11 protein-coding genes are annotated in these 14,750 nt (G+C 60.5%); 2 read left to right on the top strand and 9 right to left on the bottom strand.

Going from position 1 to position 14,750, the window contains the following annotated elements; genetic code table 11:
* The 5 genes from L9Z73_RS13245 to L9Z73_RS13225 form a co-directional block, all read right to left on the bottom strand.
* Nucleotides 1–110: DUF4381 family protein (locus L9Z73_RS13245; RefSeq protein WP_247401649.1), on the bottom strand; the 110-nt coding region annotated here is incomplete at its 3' end.
* A complete protein-coding gene (locus L9Z73_RS13240) occupies nucleotides 107–1,039 on the bottom strand; it encodes a DUF58 domain-containing protein (RefSeq protein WP_247401648.1) in 933 nt (310 codons plus the stop codon). The genes L9Z73_RS13245 and L9Z73_RS13240, both read right to left, overlap by 4 nt.
* A gap of 5 nt (nucleotides 1,040–1,044) precedes the next feature.
* Nucleotides 1,045–2,004 (bottom strand): AAA family ATPase, encoded by a 960-nt coding sequence (locus tag L9Z73_RS13235; protein ID WP_017739127.1) that lies wholly within the window; start codon nucleotides 2,002–2,004, stop codon nucleotides 1,045–1,047.
* A gap of 147 nt (nucleotides 2,005–2,151) precedes the next feature.
* A complete protein-coding gene (locus L9Z73_RS13230) occupies nucleotides 2,152–2,502 on the bottom strand; it encodes a hypothetical protein (protein ID WP_247401646.1) in 351 nt (116 codons plus the stop codon).
* 84 nt (nucleotides 2,503–2,586) lie between these two features.
* Entirely contained in the window at nucleotides 2,587–4,650 is a 2,064-nt protein-coding gene (locus L9Z73_RS13225; protein ID WP_247401644.1) for a dermonecrotic toxin domain-containing protein, read from the bottom strand.
* A gap of 266 nt (nucleotides 4,651–4,916) precedes the next feature.
* Here L9Z73_RS13225 and L9Z73_RS13220 point away from each other — a divergent pair, with 266 nt between their 5' ends.
* Nucleotides 4,917–9,785 (top strand): NAD-glutamate dehydrogenase, encoded by a 4,869-nt coding sequence (locus tag L9Z73_RS13220; RefSeq protein WP_247401641.1) that lies wholly within the window; start codon nucleotides 4,917–4,919, stop codon nucleotides 9,783–9,785.
* A gap of 130 nt (nucleotides 9,786–9,915) precedes the next feature.
* On the opposite strand, the gene L9Z73_RS13215 is transcribed toward L9Z73_RS13220, so the two are convergent.
* From L9Z73_RS13215 to L9Z73_RS13205, 3 genes are all read right to left on the bottom strand, one after another.
* Entirely contained in the window at nucleotides 9,916–10,602 is a 687-nt protein-coding gene (locus tag L9Z73_RS13215) for a GntR family transcriptional regulator (RefSeq protein WP_247401639.1), read from the bottom strand.
* Between the two features lie 17 nt (nucleotides 10,603–10,619).
* A complete protein-coding gene (locus L9Z73_RS13210; protein WP_247401638.1) occupies nucleotides 10,620–11,321 on the bottom strand; it encodes a FadR/GntR family transcriptional regulator in 702 nt (233 codons plus the stop codon).
* 109 nt (nucleotides 11,322–11,430) lie between these two features.
* Nucleotides 11,431–12,756, bottom strand: coding sequence for a C4-dicarboxylate transporter DctA (locus tag L9Z73_RS13205; protein ID WP_247401647.1), 1,326 nt, complete (start codon nucleotides 12,754–12,756; stop codon nucleotides 11,431–11,433).
* A gap of 217 nt (nucleotides 12,757–12,973) precedes the next feature.
* On the opposite strand from L9Z73_RS13205, the gene L9Z73_RS13200 reads away from it, so the two are divergent.
* On the top strand, nucleotides 12,974–13,603 hold the full coding sequence (locus tag L9Z73_RS13200; RefSeq protein ID WP_247401637.1) for a DNA-3-methyladenine glycosylase I: 630 nt from the start codon (nucleotides 12,974–12,976) through the stop codon (nucleotides 13,601–13,603).
* An 18-nt stretch (nucleotides 13,604–13,621) separates the two neighbouring features.
* On the opposite strand, the gene L9Z73_RS13195 is transcribed toward L9Z73_RS13200, so the two are convergent.
* Nucleotides 13,622–14,750, bottom strand: a 1,129-nt coding sequence (locus L9Z73_RS13195) for a PLP-dependent aminotransferase family protein (protein ID WP_247401636.1), incomplete at its 5' end; no start/stop codon positions are given.

Raw genomic sequence — 14,750 nt, 5'->3', positions numbered from 1 at the left:
CAGCCCAGCAGCGGGATCACCAGCAGCAACAGCCACCAGCCTGGCGCGGGCGGCCAGAAGCCGATCGCTGGCGGGGCGATCAGCGGTTGGAGTTGGTCGAGGCTGCTCATTGCTTTTTAACCGGGCGTTGCGGGTTGAGGTATTCGCGCAGTTGCTCGACCATTTCGCTCTGGGTGCTCAAGGGCATCAGCAATACCCGCAGTTTCTGCGCGAGCAGCTCCCAGCGGGCGATGCGCGCTTCGGCCTGGGCCTTGTAGGCCTGGCGCAAATCGAAGTTCAGCGTGTCCAGTTCCAGTTGTGCACCGCGTTCGGCAAAGCGCAGCAGCCCGGCGGCGGGCAGGGCATGGTCGAGCGGGTCGGAGATCGGCAACAGCAGCAGGTCGCAGTGGCGTGACAACAGGCTCAGTTGTTGTTCGGCGCCTTCGGTCAGTGCGCGCTCGTCGCAGATCACGATCACCAGGCTGCCCGGGCGCAGCACTTCACGGCCACGGCGCAGGGCCATGCCCAGGGCGTCGGTTTCGGGGTGGCTTTCGGTGTTCAGGCTCTGGTTGACCCGCACCAGGCGGTTGAGCAGTTGCAGCAGGCTTTGCTTGCTGCGTCGCGGTTTGATTTCGTAGTGCTCGTTGTCGCCGAAGACCAGCCCGCCGACACGGTCGTTATGCCCCAGTGCCGCCCAGCCGATCAGGCTGGCCGCCTGGGCCGCGAGCACCGACTTGAACATCTGTCCCGAACCGAAAAACAAGCGGCAGCTTTGCTCGACCATGATGAAAATCGGGCGTTCGCGCTCTTCGTGGAACAGCTTGGTGTGCGGTTCCTGGGTGCGCGCAGTCACGCGCCAGTCGATGGTGCGCACATCGTCGCCAGCCTGGTAGACGCGTACCTGGTCGAAGTCGACCCCGCGCCCGCGCAGCTTGGAGTGGTGCAGGCCGATCAGTGGGCTGCGTTGGCTCGGCGTGGAAAACAGCTGCACTTCGCGCACGCGGTGGCGCATCTCAATCAATTCGCCGAGCGTGACGCGGACTCCTAAACTTGCGTTTATCGATTTCAAGCGACGGCAACGACGTCGAGAATGCGTTGCACTACGCGGTCCTGGTCAATCCCGGCGGCTTCGGCCTCGAACGATAGAATGATGCGATGGCGCAGCACGTCGAACAGCACCGCCTGGATATCTTCCGGGCTGACGAAGTCACGCCCGGCCAGCCAAGCATGGGCTCGGGCGCAGCGGTCCAGGGCGATCGAGCCGCGTGGGCTGGCGCCGTAGGCAATCCACTCGGCCATTTCCGGGTCGAATTTGGCCGGGGTGCGTGTGGCCATGACCAGTTGCACCAGGTATTCCTCCACCGCATCGGCCATGTACAGCCCGAGGATTTCCTTGCGTGCGGCAAAGATCGCCTGCTGGCTGACGCGGCGCTCGGGTTTGGTTTCGCCATTGAGCGCCTCGCCACGGGCCTGCTGCAGGATGCGCCGCTCCACGGCAGCGTCCGGGAAACCGATCTTGACGTGCATCAGGAAACGGTCGAGCTGGGCTTCGGGCAGCGGGTAGGTGCCTTCCTGCTCGATGGGGTTTTGCGTGGCCATCACCAAAAACAGCGGCGACAGCTCGTAAGTACTACGGCCCACACTGACCTGGCGCTCGGCCATGGCTTCGAGCAAGGCCGATTGCACCTTGGCTGGGGCGCGGTTGATTTCGTCCGCCAGCACCAGGTTGTGAAAGATCGGCCCTTGCTGGAACACGAAACTGCCGGTTTCGGGGCGATAGATCTCGGTACCGGTGATGTCGGCGGGCAACAGGTCGGGGGTGAACTGGATACGATGGAACTGCGCTTCAATGCCTTCGGCCAACTCCTTGATGGCCTTGGTCTTGGCCAGGCCCGGCGCGCCTTCTACCAGCATATGGCCGTCGGCAAGCAAGGCGATCAACAGGCGATCGATGAGTTTTTCCTGGCCGAGAATCTGCGTAGAAAGAAAAGTTCGCAGCGCAAGCAGCGCTTCACGATGTTCCATCGATGACGGTTCCTGGAGAGATGAGCCCGGTGGTCGAGAAGCAACGCCGGGCTTGGGGGGCTTACTTTAATGCATCGAGGGGGGTGGCGACTAACGGCGTAACGAGTATTTTTGGCAAAACTTGTAGGAATTTTGTGTGGGAGGCAATCATGCCCGGACGTAGGTGCCAGCGCCTTTGAGGATGTTTTGCAAGGTTTCCTCCACTTCGGCCAAGTCCGATGCGGCCGTGGCGTGGGTGATCTCCAGGAGATCCTTGCCACCCATTGCGTCGGCATCACCGGCTGCCAGCTCTACCCGCAAGGTCGTGTCACTCAGCGTGACCTTCAGCCCATCCAGGGTTGACGGCTCGTAATCCCAGGTCAGCTCCACTTCATCTTCATCGGGGTAGCGGGTCAGCATGAACATCTCGCCGCTTTGACCGTGGCAGCAGAGCATGGCCATGTTGTCTTCTTCTTCGTCACATGGGTTGACGATCAGGTTGGTCGTAATCAATTGCATGGCAGTCCTATGAGTTTATTGGCCGCAAAAGCAGGATTCTGCCACTGCGGCCATATTTATGTCGGTATGAATTCAATTCGTGCGTCATGGTTTGAGTGCAAAGGTTTTAACCGCGTTGGAGAAGGGCGCCGCTGCGTTGCCAAGTGCACTTGTCGCGATGGGCGTCACGGTTCGCCAGGCTCCGTCGAGTATGCGATCAGGTCCGCCAGGCCGGTTATTGGCCGTGTCATCTATTCCGATACCCACCCGCCCCAATCCCGCCCCTAACGAGAAGGCGGTCAGTAAATAACCTACAGGGGGAAATGCGAACCCTAGTGGCGCAAGCACCGTGGTGCCCAAACTCAGATACCCCAACGCTCGGATGACGGTGTTTTTTGTATGGTCTGAATTGAGCACGAATTGGTAATACGCGTCTGATCGAGTGGCAGACTCGGTGCGTTTCTGAGTTTCCTTGAAGGGGTCGTCCACGGTCTTTCCGGCGAACATACCTCCCTCTTCCCAGGCGTGGAGCCGTTCGTAGTAGGCATCGGCACCTTGTTCTTTTGCCAGGTTTTGGTGGATCTGCAAGCGCTTTTGAATGCCGCCGTAAAACAGGGTGCTGGGTGCGTCGTCCATAAGGAAATGACTTAAAAATGAGTTTTCATTATTGGGGTCGGCAATGTGTGCGCCGAGCCACTTATTCATTTCTTTGGGGGAGTCGGACTGAATGATTTGCGGGTCGTTTCCTGGCATGAAGAGCAGCGTTCTCTGGGTTTTCTTGTCTCGAACATAGAATACGTCTGAAGACTGGGCGCCGCTGTAACTGAGGAATTTTATTTCCAGGTCAGGGTCTGGCCGGTAGGGCTTGTTGAGATCGTCAGGTGTGAGTTGTGCAAATGATTTGCCGTGTGGCATTCCGGCCGCCCGCTCAGCGAGGCGCAGGTCTTCCTTGCTCAGGGAGTGATGGTGATATTGCTGGCTGGCGGCCTGTAAGAAATTAACCTTTATACGTGTCGGATACGCTTTTCGGTTCGTGTCCCAATACTGATCAATGTACGTGTCGTATGGCTTTTTATAGGCGTGGTCCCACGTCATTTTCATAAAGTCGTCAGGCGACAGGGGAACCTGGTTTTCAGCGCTGTATGTGTTGGGGGACGAACTGCCGGGCTCGGTATAAATGCCGGTGTAGTGCGTTGAAATCCTTTCTCCGTCAGGCGCATCGAAGACGCCGTTGATACTGGGCTGGTCTTTAGAGTGCCTTGAGTTTTCTTGTATATCAAAACTGGGCTTGCCGTTCTTATAGGTTGAATATCTAAACAGCGGCATGCCTGACGGTAGTTCTTCGCCCTGGATGTTTCGCATGGCTGCATCGGTGAGTGAAATTTTTCTTATGATATATCCCTTGTGGGGGCGCTTGTACGAAGTGTGGTCGTAAGCGATGGTCGTCAAGTAGGTTTTATCTGGATCAACATCTAATCCAAATTGCTGTTTTATCTGATACTTGACGTGCGCTGCTACAAGGTGTCTCGGGCCCCTAACAAGGGGGGAAGTATCCGTTATATGGTTTTCGAGGCCGGGGTTTCGAACGAAGGAATCTCGGTAGTCGGAGGCGGGTGCTCCATCAGGGTGCCCGTGGAATCTTCTTATTTCTTCGGCGTATGAGGTGGGCGCGTAATCCGGGAGATTATCGAGTTTCCATTGCGACGATTTGCCAGCGTTTTGCAGCTTCCATGTTTCGAACCGCTCTTGGTCACTGCTCGGCTGCGGCCTGGGGGCCGGCTGATTGTATTTATCCCACTCGGCAGAATATATGCCGCTGTCGGCGAACGAAATCGGCGGTTTGATGTTGTCCGGTGACAGGATGGGTTGCGAAATGATGGGCGAGGGAGTTGTGGGCGTAATCATGACGGGCCTGCAATAGATGACAGTCGGTAAACCACGCTCCCTGTGTATTTTTTGATTGGCGGTTGGCGCAGGAAAAGTTCCCTGATGTTCGAGGTCTGTTGCTTGATGTGCTGTAGGTATGTGCCGACGGGCTTCGAGTGTGTTAGCTATCTTTGGCTTGAAGCCAGCGCCGGTGACCGGTTTTTTTGTAGTCTGGAGCGTGTGGTTGCCCTTTGTGCAACCCTGCATTGCCAGCCGATGACCGAATATGTCGCAGCGCCGCAAGCAGCTGTCTTCCTACACTCGTTAAGCTGCGCAACGGATGTGCCCTCTGTCGGGAGCCAGACCTGCCCGTCACACCGTCGCCTGGCAAGGTGTACGTCTAATGGAAGTTGTATGTGACCTGATCGTCTTGTCCAGCTTCACCCACCTGTCACCCTGATTCGTTTATGGTGCTTACATCGTTACCTGCGAACAGAGCTGACGGTCTCCCCGCAAGGGGATAACACGCGACGCTTCCATCAATAACAAGCCCAAGCGGAGTACCACAGATGGCGTTCTTCACCGCAGCCAGCAAGGCCGACTTCCAGCATCAACTGCAAGCGGCACTGGCGCAGCACATCAGTGAACAGGCACTGCCACAAGTGGCGCTGTTCGCTGAACAATTTTTCGGCATCATTTCCCTGGACGAACTGACCCAACGTCGTCTTTCCGACTTGGCCGGTTGCACCCTGTCTGCCTGGCGCCTGCTTGAGCGCTTCGACCACACCGAGCCCCAGGTGCGGGTCTACAACCCCGATTACGAACGTCATGGCTGGCAGTCGACCCACACTGCGGTCGAAGTGCTGCACCATGACCTGCCATTTTTGGTCGACTCGGTGCGTACCGAGCTCAACCGCCGTGGCTACAGCATCCACACCCTGCAAACCACCGTGCTCAGCGTGCGTCGTGGCAAGAAAGGCGAGTTGCTGGAAATCCTGCCTAAAGGCACCCAGGGCGAAGGCATCCAGCAAGAATCGCTGATGTACCTGGAAATCGACCGCTGCGCCAACACCGCCGAACTGAGCGTGCTGAGCAAAGAACTGGAGCAGGTGCTGGGCGAAGTGCGCGTGGCCGTGGCCGATTTCGAGCCGATGAAAGCCAAGGTCCAGGAACTGTTGGCCGGTATCGACGCCAGCCAGTTCAGCATCGACGGCGAAGAAAAAGCCGAGATCAAGAACTTCCTGGAATGGCTGGTGGGCAACCACTTCACCTTCCTCGGCTATGAAGAGTTCGTGGTACGTGACGAGGCGGACGGCGGTCATATCGAATATGACGCCGGCTCCTTCCTCGGTCTGACCAAGCTGCTGCGCGCCGGCCTCACCGCCGACGACCTGCGCATCGAAGACTATGCCGTGTCCTACCTGCGCGAGCCGGCCGTGTTGTCGTTCGCCAAGGCCGCACACCCTAGCCGCGTTCACCGCCCGGCCTATCCGGACTACGTGTCGATCCGTGAGATCAACGCCGACGGCAAGGTCATCAAGGAATGCCGCTTCATGGGCCTGTACACCTCGTCGGTGTACGGCGAAAGCGTGCGGGTGATTCCTTATATCCGCCGCAAGGTCGCGGAAATCGAACGCCGTTCGGGCTTCCAGGCCAAGGCTCACCTGGGCAAGGAACTGGCGCAGGTGGTCGAAGTATTGCCGCGTGATGACCTGTTCCAGACCCCGGTCGACGAGCTGTTCAGCACCGTGATGTCGATCGTGCAGATCCAGGAACGCAACAAGATCCGCGTGTTCCTGCGCAAAGACCCCTACGGTCGTTTCTGCTACTGCCTGGCCTACGTGCCGCGTGACATCTACTCCACCGAAGTGCGCCAGAAGATCCAGCAAGTGCTGATGGATCGCCTGAAAGCCTCGGACTGCGAGTTCTGGACGTTCTTCTCCGAGTCCGTACTGGCCCGTGTGCAACTGATTCTGCGGGTCGACCCGAAGAACCGCCTGGACATCGACACGCTGCAGCTGGAAAAAGAAGTGGTGCAGGCCTGTCGCAGTTGGCAGGACGACTACTCCAGCCTGGTGGTCGAAAGTTTCGGCGAAGCCCACGGCACCAACGTGCTGGCGGACTTCCCGAAAGGCTTCCCGGCCGGCTACCGCGAGCGTTTTGCCGCGCATTCGGCCGTGGTCGACATGCAGCACTTGCTCAGCCTGACTGAAGCCAACCCGCTGGTGATGAGCTTCTATCAGCCGCTGGGCCAGGTGTCCGGCCAGCGCGAGCTGCATTGCAAGCTCTACCATGCCGACACCCCGCTGGCGCTGTCCGACGTCCTGCCGATCCTGGAAAACCTCGGCCTGCGCGTGCTGGGTGAGTTCCCGTATCGTCTGCGTCACGCCAAGGGGCGTGAGTTCTGGATTCACGATTTTGCCTTCATCGCCGCCGAAGGCGTGAACCTGGATATCCAGCAGCTCAACGACACCCTGCAGGACGCGTTCGTGCATATCGTCCACGGCGACGCCGAGAACGATGCGTTCAACCGCCTGGTGCTGACCGCCGGCCTGCCATGGCGCGACGTGGCGCTGCTGCGTGCCTACGCCCGTTATATGAAGCAGATCCGCCTGGGCTTCGACCTCGGTTATATCGCCAGCACCCTGAACAACCACACCGACATCGCCCGCGAGTTGACCCGGTTGTTCAAGACGCGCTTCTACCTGGCGCGCAAGCTCGCCGCCGACGACCTGGAAGACAAGCAGCAACGCCTGGAACAAGCGATTCTCAGCGCCCTGGACGACGTTCAGGTGCTCAACGAAGACCGCATCCTGCGTCGCTACCTGGACCTGATCAAGGCCACGCTGCGCACCAACTTCTACCAGACCGACGCCAACGGCCAGAACAAGTCGTACTTCAGCTTCAAGTTCGACCCGCGGGCCATTCCTGAGCTGCCCAAGCCGGTGCCGAAGTTTGAAATCTTCGTCTACTCGCCACGCGTCGAAGGCGTGCACCTGCGCTTTGGCAACGTTGCGCGTGGTGGCCTGCGTTGGTCCGACCGTGAAGAAGACTACCGCACCGAAGTGCTCGGCCTGGTCAAAGCCCAGCAAGTGAAGAACTCGGTGATCGTGCCGGTGGGCGCCAAGGGCGGCTTCCTGCCGCGTCGCCTGCCATTGGGCGGCAGCCGCGACGAGATCGCGGCCGAGGGCATCGCCTGCTACCGCATCTTCATTTCCGGCCTGTTGGACATCACCGACAACCTCAAGGACGGCGCCCTGGTGCCGCCGGTCAACGTCGTGCGGCATGACGGTGATGACCCGTACCTGGTCGTCGCAGCCGACAAAGGCACCGCGACGTTCTCCGATATCGCCAACGGCATCGCCATCGACTACGGCTTCTGGCTGGGCGACGCGTTCGCTTCCGGTGGTTCGGCCGGTTACGACCACAAGAAAATGGGCATCACCGCCAAGGGCGCGTGGGTCGGCGTGCAGCGTCACTTCCGTGAGCGCGGCATCAACGTGCAGGAAGACAGCATTACGGTGGTCGGCGTCGGCGATATGGCCGGTGACGTATTCGGTAACGGCCTGTTGATGTCCGACAAGCTGCAACTGGTCGCGGCCTTCAACCACCTGCATATCTTCATCGACCCGAACCCGAACCCGGCGACCAGCTTCGTCGAGCGTCAGCGCATGTTCGAGCTGCCGCGTTCGGCGTGGACCGACTACGACACCAGCATCATGTCCGAAGGCGGCGGCATCTTCTCGCGCAGCGCGAAGAGCATTGCCATCTCGGCGCAGATGAAAGAACGCTTCGACATCAAGGCCGACAAGCTGACCCCGACCGAGCTGCTGAACGCCTTGCTCAAGGCGCCGGTGGACCTGTTGTGGAACGGCGGGATCGGGACTTACGTCAAGGCCAGCACCGAAAGCCATGCCGATGTGGGCGACAAGGCCAACGACGCGCTGCGCGTCAACGGCAACGAGCTGCGCTGCAAGGTGGTGGGCGAGGGCGGTAACCTCGGCATGACCCAACTGGGGCGTGTGGAATTCGGCCTCAATGGCGGCGGTTCGAACACCGACTTCATCGACAACGCCGGTGGCGTGGACTGTTCCGACCACGAAGTGAACATCAAGATCCTGCTCAACGAAGTGGTGCAGGCCGGCGACATGACCGACAAGCAACGCAACCAGTTGCTGGCGAGCATGACCGACGAAGTCGGCAGCCTGGTGTTGGGCAACAACTACAAGCAAACCCAGGCCCTGTCCCTGGCAGCGCGCCGTGCCTACGAGCGTGCCGCCGAGTACAAGCGCCTGATGAGCGACCTGGAAAGCCGTGGCAAGCTGGACCGCGCGATCGAGTACCTGCCGACCGAGGAACAGCTCAGCGAGCGCGCCGGCACCGGCAAGGGGCTGACCCGTCCGGAGCTGTCGGTGTTGATCTCCTACAGCAAGATCGACCTCAAGGAAGCCCTGCTCAAGTCGCAGGTGCCGGATGACGAGTACCTGACCCGTGACATGGAGACCGCGTTCCCACCGAGCCTGGTCGCCAAGTTCGGCGAGGCGATGCGTCGCCACCGTCTGAAGCGCGAGATCGTCAGCACCCAGATCGCCAACGATCTGGTCAACCACATGGGCATCACCTTCGTTCAACGACTCAAAGAGTCGACCGGCATGAGCCCGGCGAACGTGGCCGGCGCTTATGTGATCGTGCGTGACATCTTCCACCTCCCGCACTGGTTCCGTCAGATCGAAGCCCTGGACCACCAGGTTTCTGCCGACGTGCAACTGGAGTTGATGGACGAGCTGATGCGCCTGGGCCGTCGCGCTACGCGCTGGTTCCTGCGCAGCCGTCGCAACGAGCAGGACGCCGGGCGTGACACCGCACACTTCGGTCCGCACCTGGCGGCGTTGGGCCTCAAGCTCGACGAACTGCTGGAAGGCCCGACCCGCGAGGGTTGGCAGAACCGCTATCAGGCCTACACCGAAGCCGGCGTACCCGAGCTGTTGGCACGCATGGTTGCAGGCACTACCCACCTGTATACCTTGCTGCCGATCATCGAAGCCGCCGACGTGACCGGGCATGACGCCGCCGAAGTGGCCAAGGCCTACTTCGCCGTCGGCAGCGCCCTGGACTTGCCGTGGTACCTGCAGCAGATCAGCGATCTGCCGGTGGCCAACAACTGGCAGGCTGCGGCCCGCGAAGCCTTCCGCGACGACGTGGACTGGCAGCAACGGGCGATCACCATTTCCGTACTGCAAATGGCCGACGCGCCACAAGACATGGAAGCCCGCGTGGCCCTGTGGCTTGAGCAGCACCAGGACATGGCCGATCGTTGGCGCGCAATGATGGTGGAAATCCGTGCGGCGGTTGGCACGGACTACGCCATGTACGCGGTGGCCAACCGTGAGTTGCTCGACTTGGCGTTGAGTGGTCAGTCGGTGCTGCAGCCGGCTTGATTCAGCGGTAAAGCAACGGTGGGAGGGGGCTTGCCCCCGATAGCGGTGTATCAGTCATGTAGTTGTTGACTGACACGCTGCTATCGGGGGCAAGCCCCCTCCCACATTTTGTTTGTGCGTTTACTGGAGATCAGTGGTGCTTGAGTAGTTTGGTTTCCAGCTGATCCAGGTGCTGGGTCATCAACGACACGGCTGCGCTGACATCCTGTTGCTCCACCGCCTCCACGATTGCTACATGCTCCTGCCACGCGCAGTACGTGCAGGCTTTCGCTTGAAACTGCGCAATGATCAACGACGTCAATGGCACCAGGCTATTGAGGAACTGTGCCAGCGGCCCATTGCCGGCAATGGCCGCCAATTGCAGGTGAAACTCCCCCGACAAGCGAATCGCCGGCCCGCGCTGGTCGCCCTGGATGCACTCGCGTTCGCGGGCAATCAGCTCGCGCAGTTGGCGTATCTGCGCGGGCGTGGCCTGTGCGCAGGCCAGTTGCACCACGGTCATTTCCGTCAGGCGTCGTGCTTCCAGAATCTGCCGCGTTTGCTGTGCATCTGGCGTAGCCACTTGGGCGCGCTGGTTGGGGCGTAGAATGATCACTTGTTGCTGGGATAGCTTGGCCAGTACCCGGCGAATCACGCTGCGGCTCACACCAAAGGTTTCGCCCAGGCTGTCTTCGGTAAAGCGGCTGGAGGGGCCGATGCGTTGTTCGAGGATGGCGTCGAACAGCCGGGGGTAGATGTCGTCCACGGCGGGCTTTTTACCTGCCACCAGGCGCAGGGCAGGGAGGATGGGATCGCGTTGCAGGGCGTGGGCGCTCATGGCCGGTCTCCAAAAAATCAGCTACCCAGGTGGTCGTCCGGGATGTTCAAGCGAATGCCCATGCGCAGGCCTTCCTGGAGGATGTGTCGGCGCATCTCGGCACTTGCCAGCGCGCTGTTCTTGTTGCGGATGGCGCGCACCACTGCGTCGTTTTCCTGCAGGCGCTCCGCGAGGTGTTCGGGAGAATTGCGCAGCACCTGAGCGCTTTGCTTGAGGGCGTTGCTGGTTTGCTGCACTACGTTCTGGAAGATCGGGTTGGAGGTGAGGGCGAACAGTTCTTCGTGGAAACCGATGTAGGCGTTCATGCCCGCTTCGGCATCGCCGGCGTCCAAGGCTTCGCGCATGTCCATCAAGGTCAGGCGCAGTTGGCCGACTTCCTTGCTGCTGATGGATTGGGCCACCAGGCCGACAATGAACGGCTCCAGGGTGTAGCGCAGTTGCAGGATGTCTTCGAGGCTGGCGTCGGCCACGGCGTCGCTCGATTGCGGCTCGCTGATGCTGGTTTCCAACACCACTACGCCCTTGCCGGGCATGGCGCGCACCAGGCCGAGGGTTTCCAGCACGATCACGGCTTCACGCAGGCTCGGGCGGCTGATGCCCATTTGTTCGGCCAGTTCACGCTGGCCGGGCAGCATTTCGCCCCGGCGCCACTGGCCCCGCGCCAGGGCGGCGCGGAGTTTTTCTACGACTGAATTGACGACGGTTGAGGGGGTGATCACGTCGATGGCTCCTTGATGTTGCGAATACAATTGCCACAAAGGCGACGATTAAGTGTGGGAGGGGGCAAGCCCCCTCCCATAGGTGATCTGCGTCGATCATGCAAAGGGATCAGAACTCCTGATGCGCCGGCACTACCGGTTTTTTAGCCTGGAACGCGTAACCCTGCTCGCCGTCGAGCACCTTGTTGGCGCGCTGGATGTCGATGTCTTTTTCCCAGCGCGCAATGGCGATGGTGGCGACGCAGTTGCCGATCAGGTTGGTCAATGCGCGGCCGATGCCCATGAACCAGTCCACGGCCAGCACCAACACCAGGCCGACCACCGGAATCGCCGGGATGGCCGTGAGTGTCGCCGCCAGAATCACCAGCGCCGAGCCCGGAATGCCATGGGCGCCCTTGGAGGTGATCAACGATACCAGCAGGATGGTCAACAGGTCGGTCATCGACAGCGGTGTGCCGGTGGCATTGGCAATAAACACGATGGCCAGGGTCAGGTAGATCGAGAAGCCGTCGAGGTTGAACGAATACCCCGTCGGAATCACCAGGCCCACGGTGGAACTGCCAATGCCCAAGTGCTCGAGTTTACGCATGATCTGTGGCAGCACCGCATCGGATGACGCGGTGCCCATCACGATCAGTAGCTCTTCGCGCAGGTACTTGAGCAGCGGCAGCATGCGCAGGCCGGAGAGGCGCATGACCAGGCCGAGGATCAACCCGACAAACATAAAGCAGGTCAGGTAGAACAGACCCACCAGGCTGCCCAGGTGTTGCAGCGAATCCAGGCCGTAGGTGCTGGTGGTAAAGGCGATCGCCCCGAATACGCCAATCGGCGCCAGGCGCACGATCATGCCCATGATGCGGAAAATCACATGGCTCAGTTCGTTGATCAGCCGCGAGATGCCCGAAGCGGCTTCGCCCACCAGGTTCAGCGCGCTGCCGAACAGTACCGAGAACAGCAGCACTTGCAGCACGTTGTTGTCGGCAAATGCGCCGATCACCGAGTTGGGGATCAGGTCCATCAGGAACTGGCTGGTGCCCCTGACGTGCTGGCCCTTGTCGGCCAGTTCATGCAAGCCTGCGGAGGACAATTGCTCCAGGTGGATATTCGCGCCGGTGCCGATACCGGTGCTGAAGGCCATGATCAGGCCGATCACCAAGGCGACGGTGGTCAGCACTTCAAAATAAATCACTGACTTCAAGCCGATGCGCCCGACCTTTTTCAAGTCGCCGGCGCCGGAGATACCGCTGACCACCACGCAGAACACGATCAGGCCAATCAGCATCTTGATCAGCTTGATAAAGCCGTCACCCAAGGGTTTGAGTTGCGAGGAGAATTCGGGGAGGGCCAAGCCGCAGATGATGCCGAGCATCAGACCTATCAAGACTTGCAGGAAAATCGAACGCGAGCACCATCTGAGCATGGGAGGGATCTCTATTCGGTGCCCTGGTGGTTCCAGGGCTTAATTGTTGTGGTCTTACCGGTAAGTCCAGTGCGTGGCCAGTCTACGCTTGGGTTTTTCCCGATCACAAGTAAATATTCCGCGCTTGGCGGGTCCCGGTCTGACCAGTTGCTCTGTGAGGGCGGCGCTTGAGCGGTTGGCGGGGCGCAAATTTTTTCGCTTATCATCCGCGCCTGAGCACGCGAGGTGATGGATGGACAAACCAGGGCTGACCAGCAACGAAGCGGGGCTGACCCATTGCAGTTGGCGTATCGCTGCGCCGGAATATCCGCATTACCACGACCACGAATGGGGCGTGCCGGTGGCGGATGACATTCAGTTGTACGAGAAGATTTGCCTGGAGGGTTTTCAGGCGGGGATGGCGTGGATCACCATCCTGCGCAAGCGCGAGCACTTTCGGCGGGCGTTCGACGGTTTTGATTTTCGCCGGGTGGCGCAGTACGGCGAGGCGGATATCCAGCGGCTCATGGCTGATCCAGGCATCGTGCGCAACCGCGCGAAGATCGTCTCGACCCTCAACAATGCGCGCAGGGCATGCGAGTTGGTGCAGGAGAGCGGTTCGCTGGCGAAATGGCTCTGGTCATTCGAACCGGCGCCTGAAGAGCGCCCGGCGGTGGTGGACCTGGCTTACTGCAAGGCCAACCCGACATCACCGGCGTCGGTGCGATTGTCCAAGGCCTTGAAGAAACGCGGGTGGACCTACGTGGGGCCCACCACGATGTACGCGTTGATGCAGGCGATGGGGATGGTCAATGATCACCTTGAAGGCTGTGTCTGCCGTGAGCGGGTCGAAGACCACCGCCGCCTGTTCAGGCGCCCCTGAATCGTGTGGGAAGGCCCGTTAGCCAATGTGTTGGAGAATGTCACGCACCTTGTCCAGGGCCGGGTCGATGTCCAGGGTTTCGATCGCGCCGAAGCCGATGATCAGGCCCGGGCGTACCGGCGTGTCGTGAAAGAACACATCGAGTGGATATAGGCCCACTTCCATCTGGCGTGCCAGTTCCAGCAGCCGCGGGATGTCCACCGCCACCTTGCACAGCGCTGCCATATGAAAGCCGGCCACGGTGGGCACCGCGTCGAACCACGGCGACAGGTCACCCGCCAGGCGTTGCAGAATGCGCTCGCGGCGCCCGGCATACACGCTGTGGCAGCGGCGAATGTGCTTGAGCAGGTAGCCTTCGCTGATGAATTTGGCCAGCGCCCATTGCGGCAGGGTGGAGCTGTGTTGATCAGTCAATTGCTTGGCCTTGAGCACCGCGCCATAAATCGCCGGCGGCAGTACCGCATAGCCCAGGCGCAACTCCGGCAGCAGGGTTTTGGAGAAGGTGCCGACGTAAGTGACCACGCCACGGGTGTCCATGCTTTGCAGGGAGTCGGTGGGGCGGCCTTCGTAACGGAATTCGCTGTCGTAGTCGTCTTCGATAACGATCGCCCCCAGCTCGAACGCGCGGGCCAGCAGGGCTTCGCGGCGCGCCAGGCTCATGGGCATGCCGAGGGGAAACTGGTGGGACGGTGTCACATAGATCAGCCGCGCGCCGTCGGGGATCATCTCGACCTGGATGCCTTGATCGTCGACAGGCACCCCGATGACGTTTGCCCCCATCGCCATGAACAGCTGGCGCGCCGGACTGTAGCCGGGGTCTTCCATGGCGACGATGCTACCCGGCTCCAGCACCACGCGGGCGATCAGGTCGAGTGCCTGCTGCGCGCCGTTGGTGACCACAATGTCGTCGGCGCTACATTTGACCCCACGGGAGAACGCAATATGCCCGGCGATGGCGCTGCGTAACGCCGGCAGGCCTTCGGGCTGGCTGTAGAAGCCACTGTTCTGGGCAATACGCCGCAGGGCGTCCTGGGTGCAACGCCGCCATTCATCCTGGGGGAATTGCTGGCGGCTGGTGGCGCCGCCGATAAATTCGTAGCGCAGGGTGCTGCCGTGTGTTGGGTGGCGCATGGCCGAGGGCAGTGCC

Source organism: Pseudomonas emilianonis, from assembly GCF_023072625.1.
GTDB lineage: Bacteria > Pseudomonadota > Gammaproteobacteria > Pseudomonadales > Pseudomonadaceae > Aquipseudomonas > Aquipseudomonas paraveronii.
The sequence above is the reverse complement of the archived record's forward strand: the minus strand, read 5'-3'. Positions and strand labels throughout refer to the sequence as shown.

Bases quoted from the DNA above. Each gene is read 5' to 3' on its own strand.
- L9Z73_RS13215 (WP_247401639.1), bottom strand. From the start codon at position 10,602: ATGAGCGCCCACGCCCTGCAACGCGATCCCATCCTCCCTGCCCTGCGC.
- L9Z73_RS13200 (WP_247401637.1), top strand. From the start codon at position 12,974: ATGGACAAACCAGGGCTGACCAGCAACGAAGCGGGGCTGACCCATTGC.
- L9Z73_RS13230 (WP_247401646.1), bottom strand. From the start codon at position 2,502: ATGCAATTGATTACGACCAACCTGATCGTCAACCCATGTGACGAAGAA.
- L9Z73_RS13235 (WP_017739127.1), bottom strand. From the start codon at position 2,004: ATGGAACATCGTGAAGCGCTGCTTGCGCTGCGAACTTTTCTTTCTACG.
- L9Z73_RS13220 (WP_247401641.1), top strand. From the start codon at position 4,917: ATGGCGTTCTTCACCGCAGCCAGCAAGGCCGACTTCCAGCATCAACTG.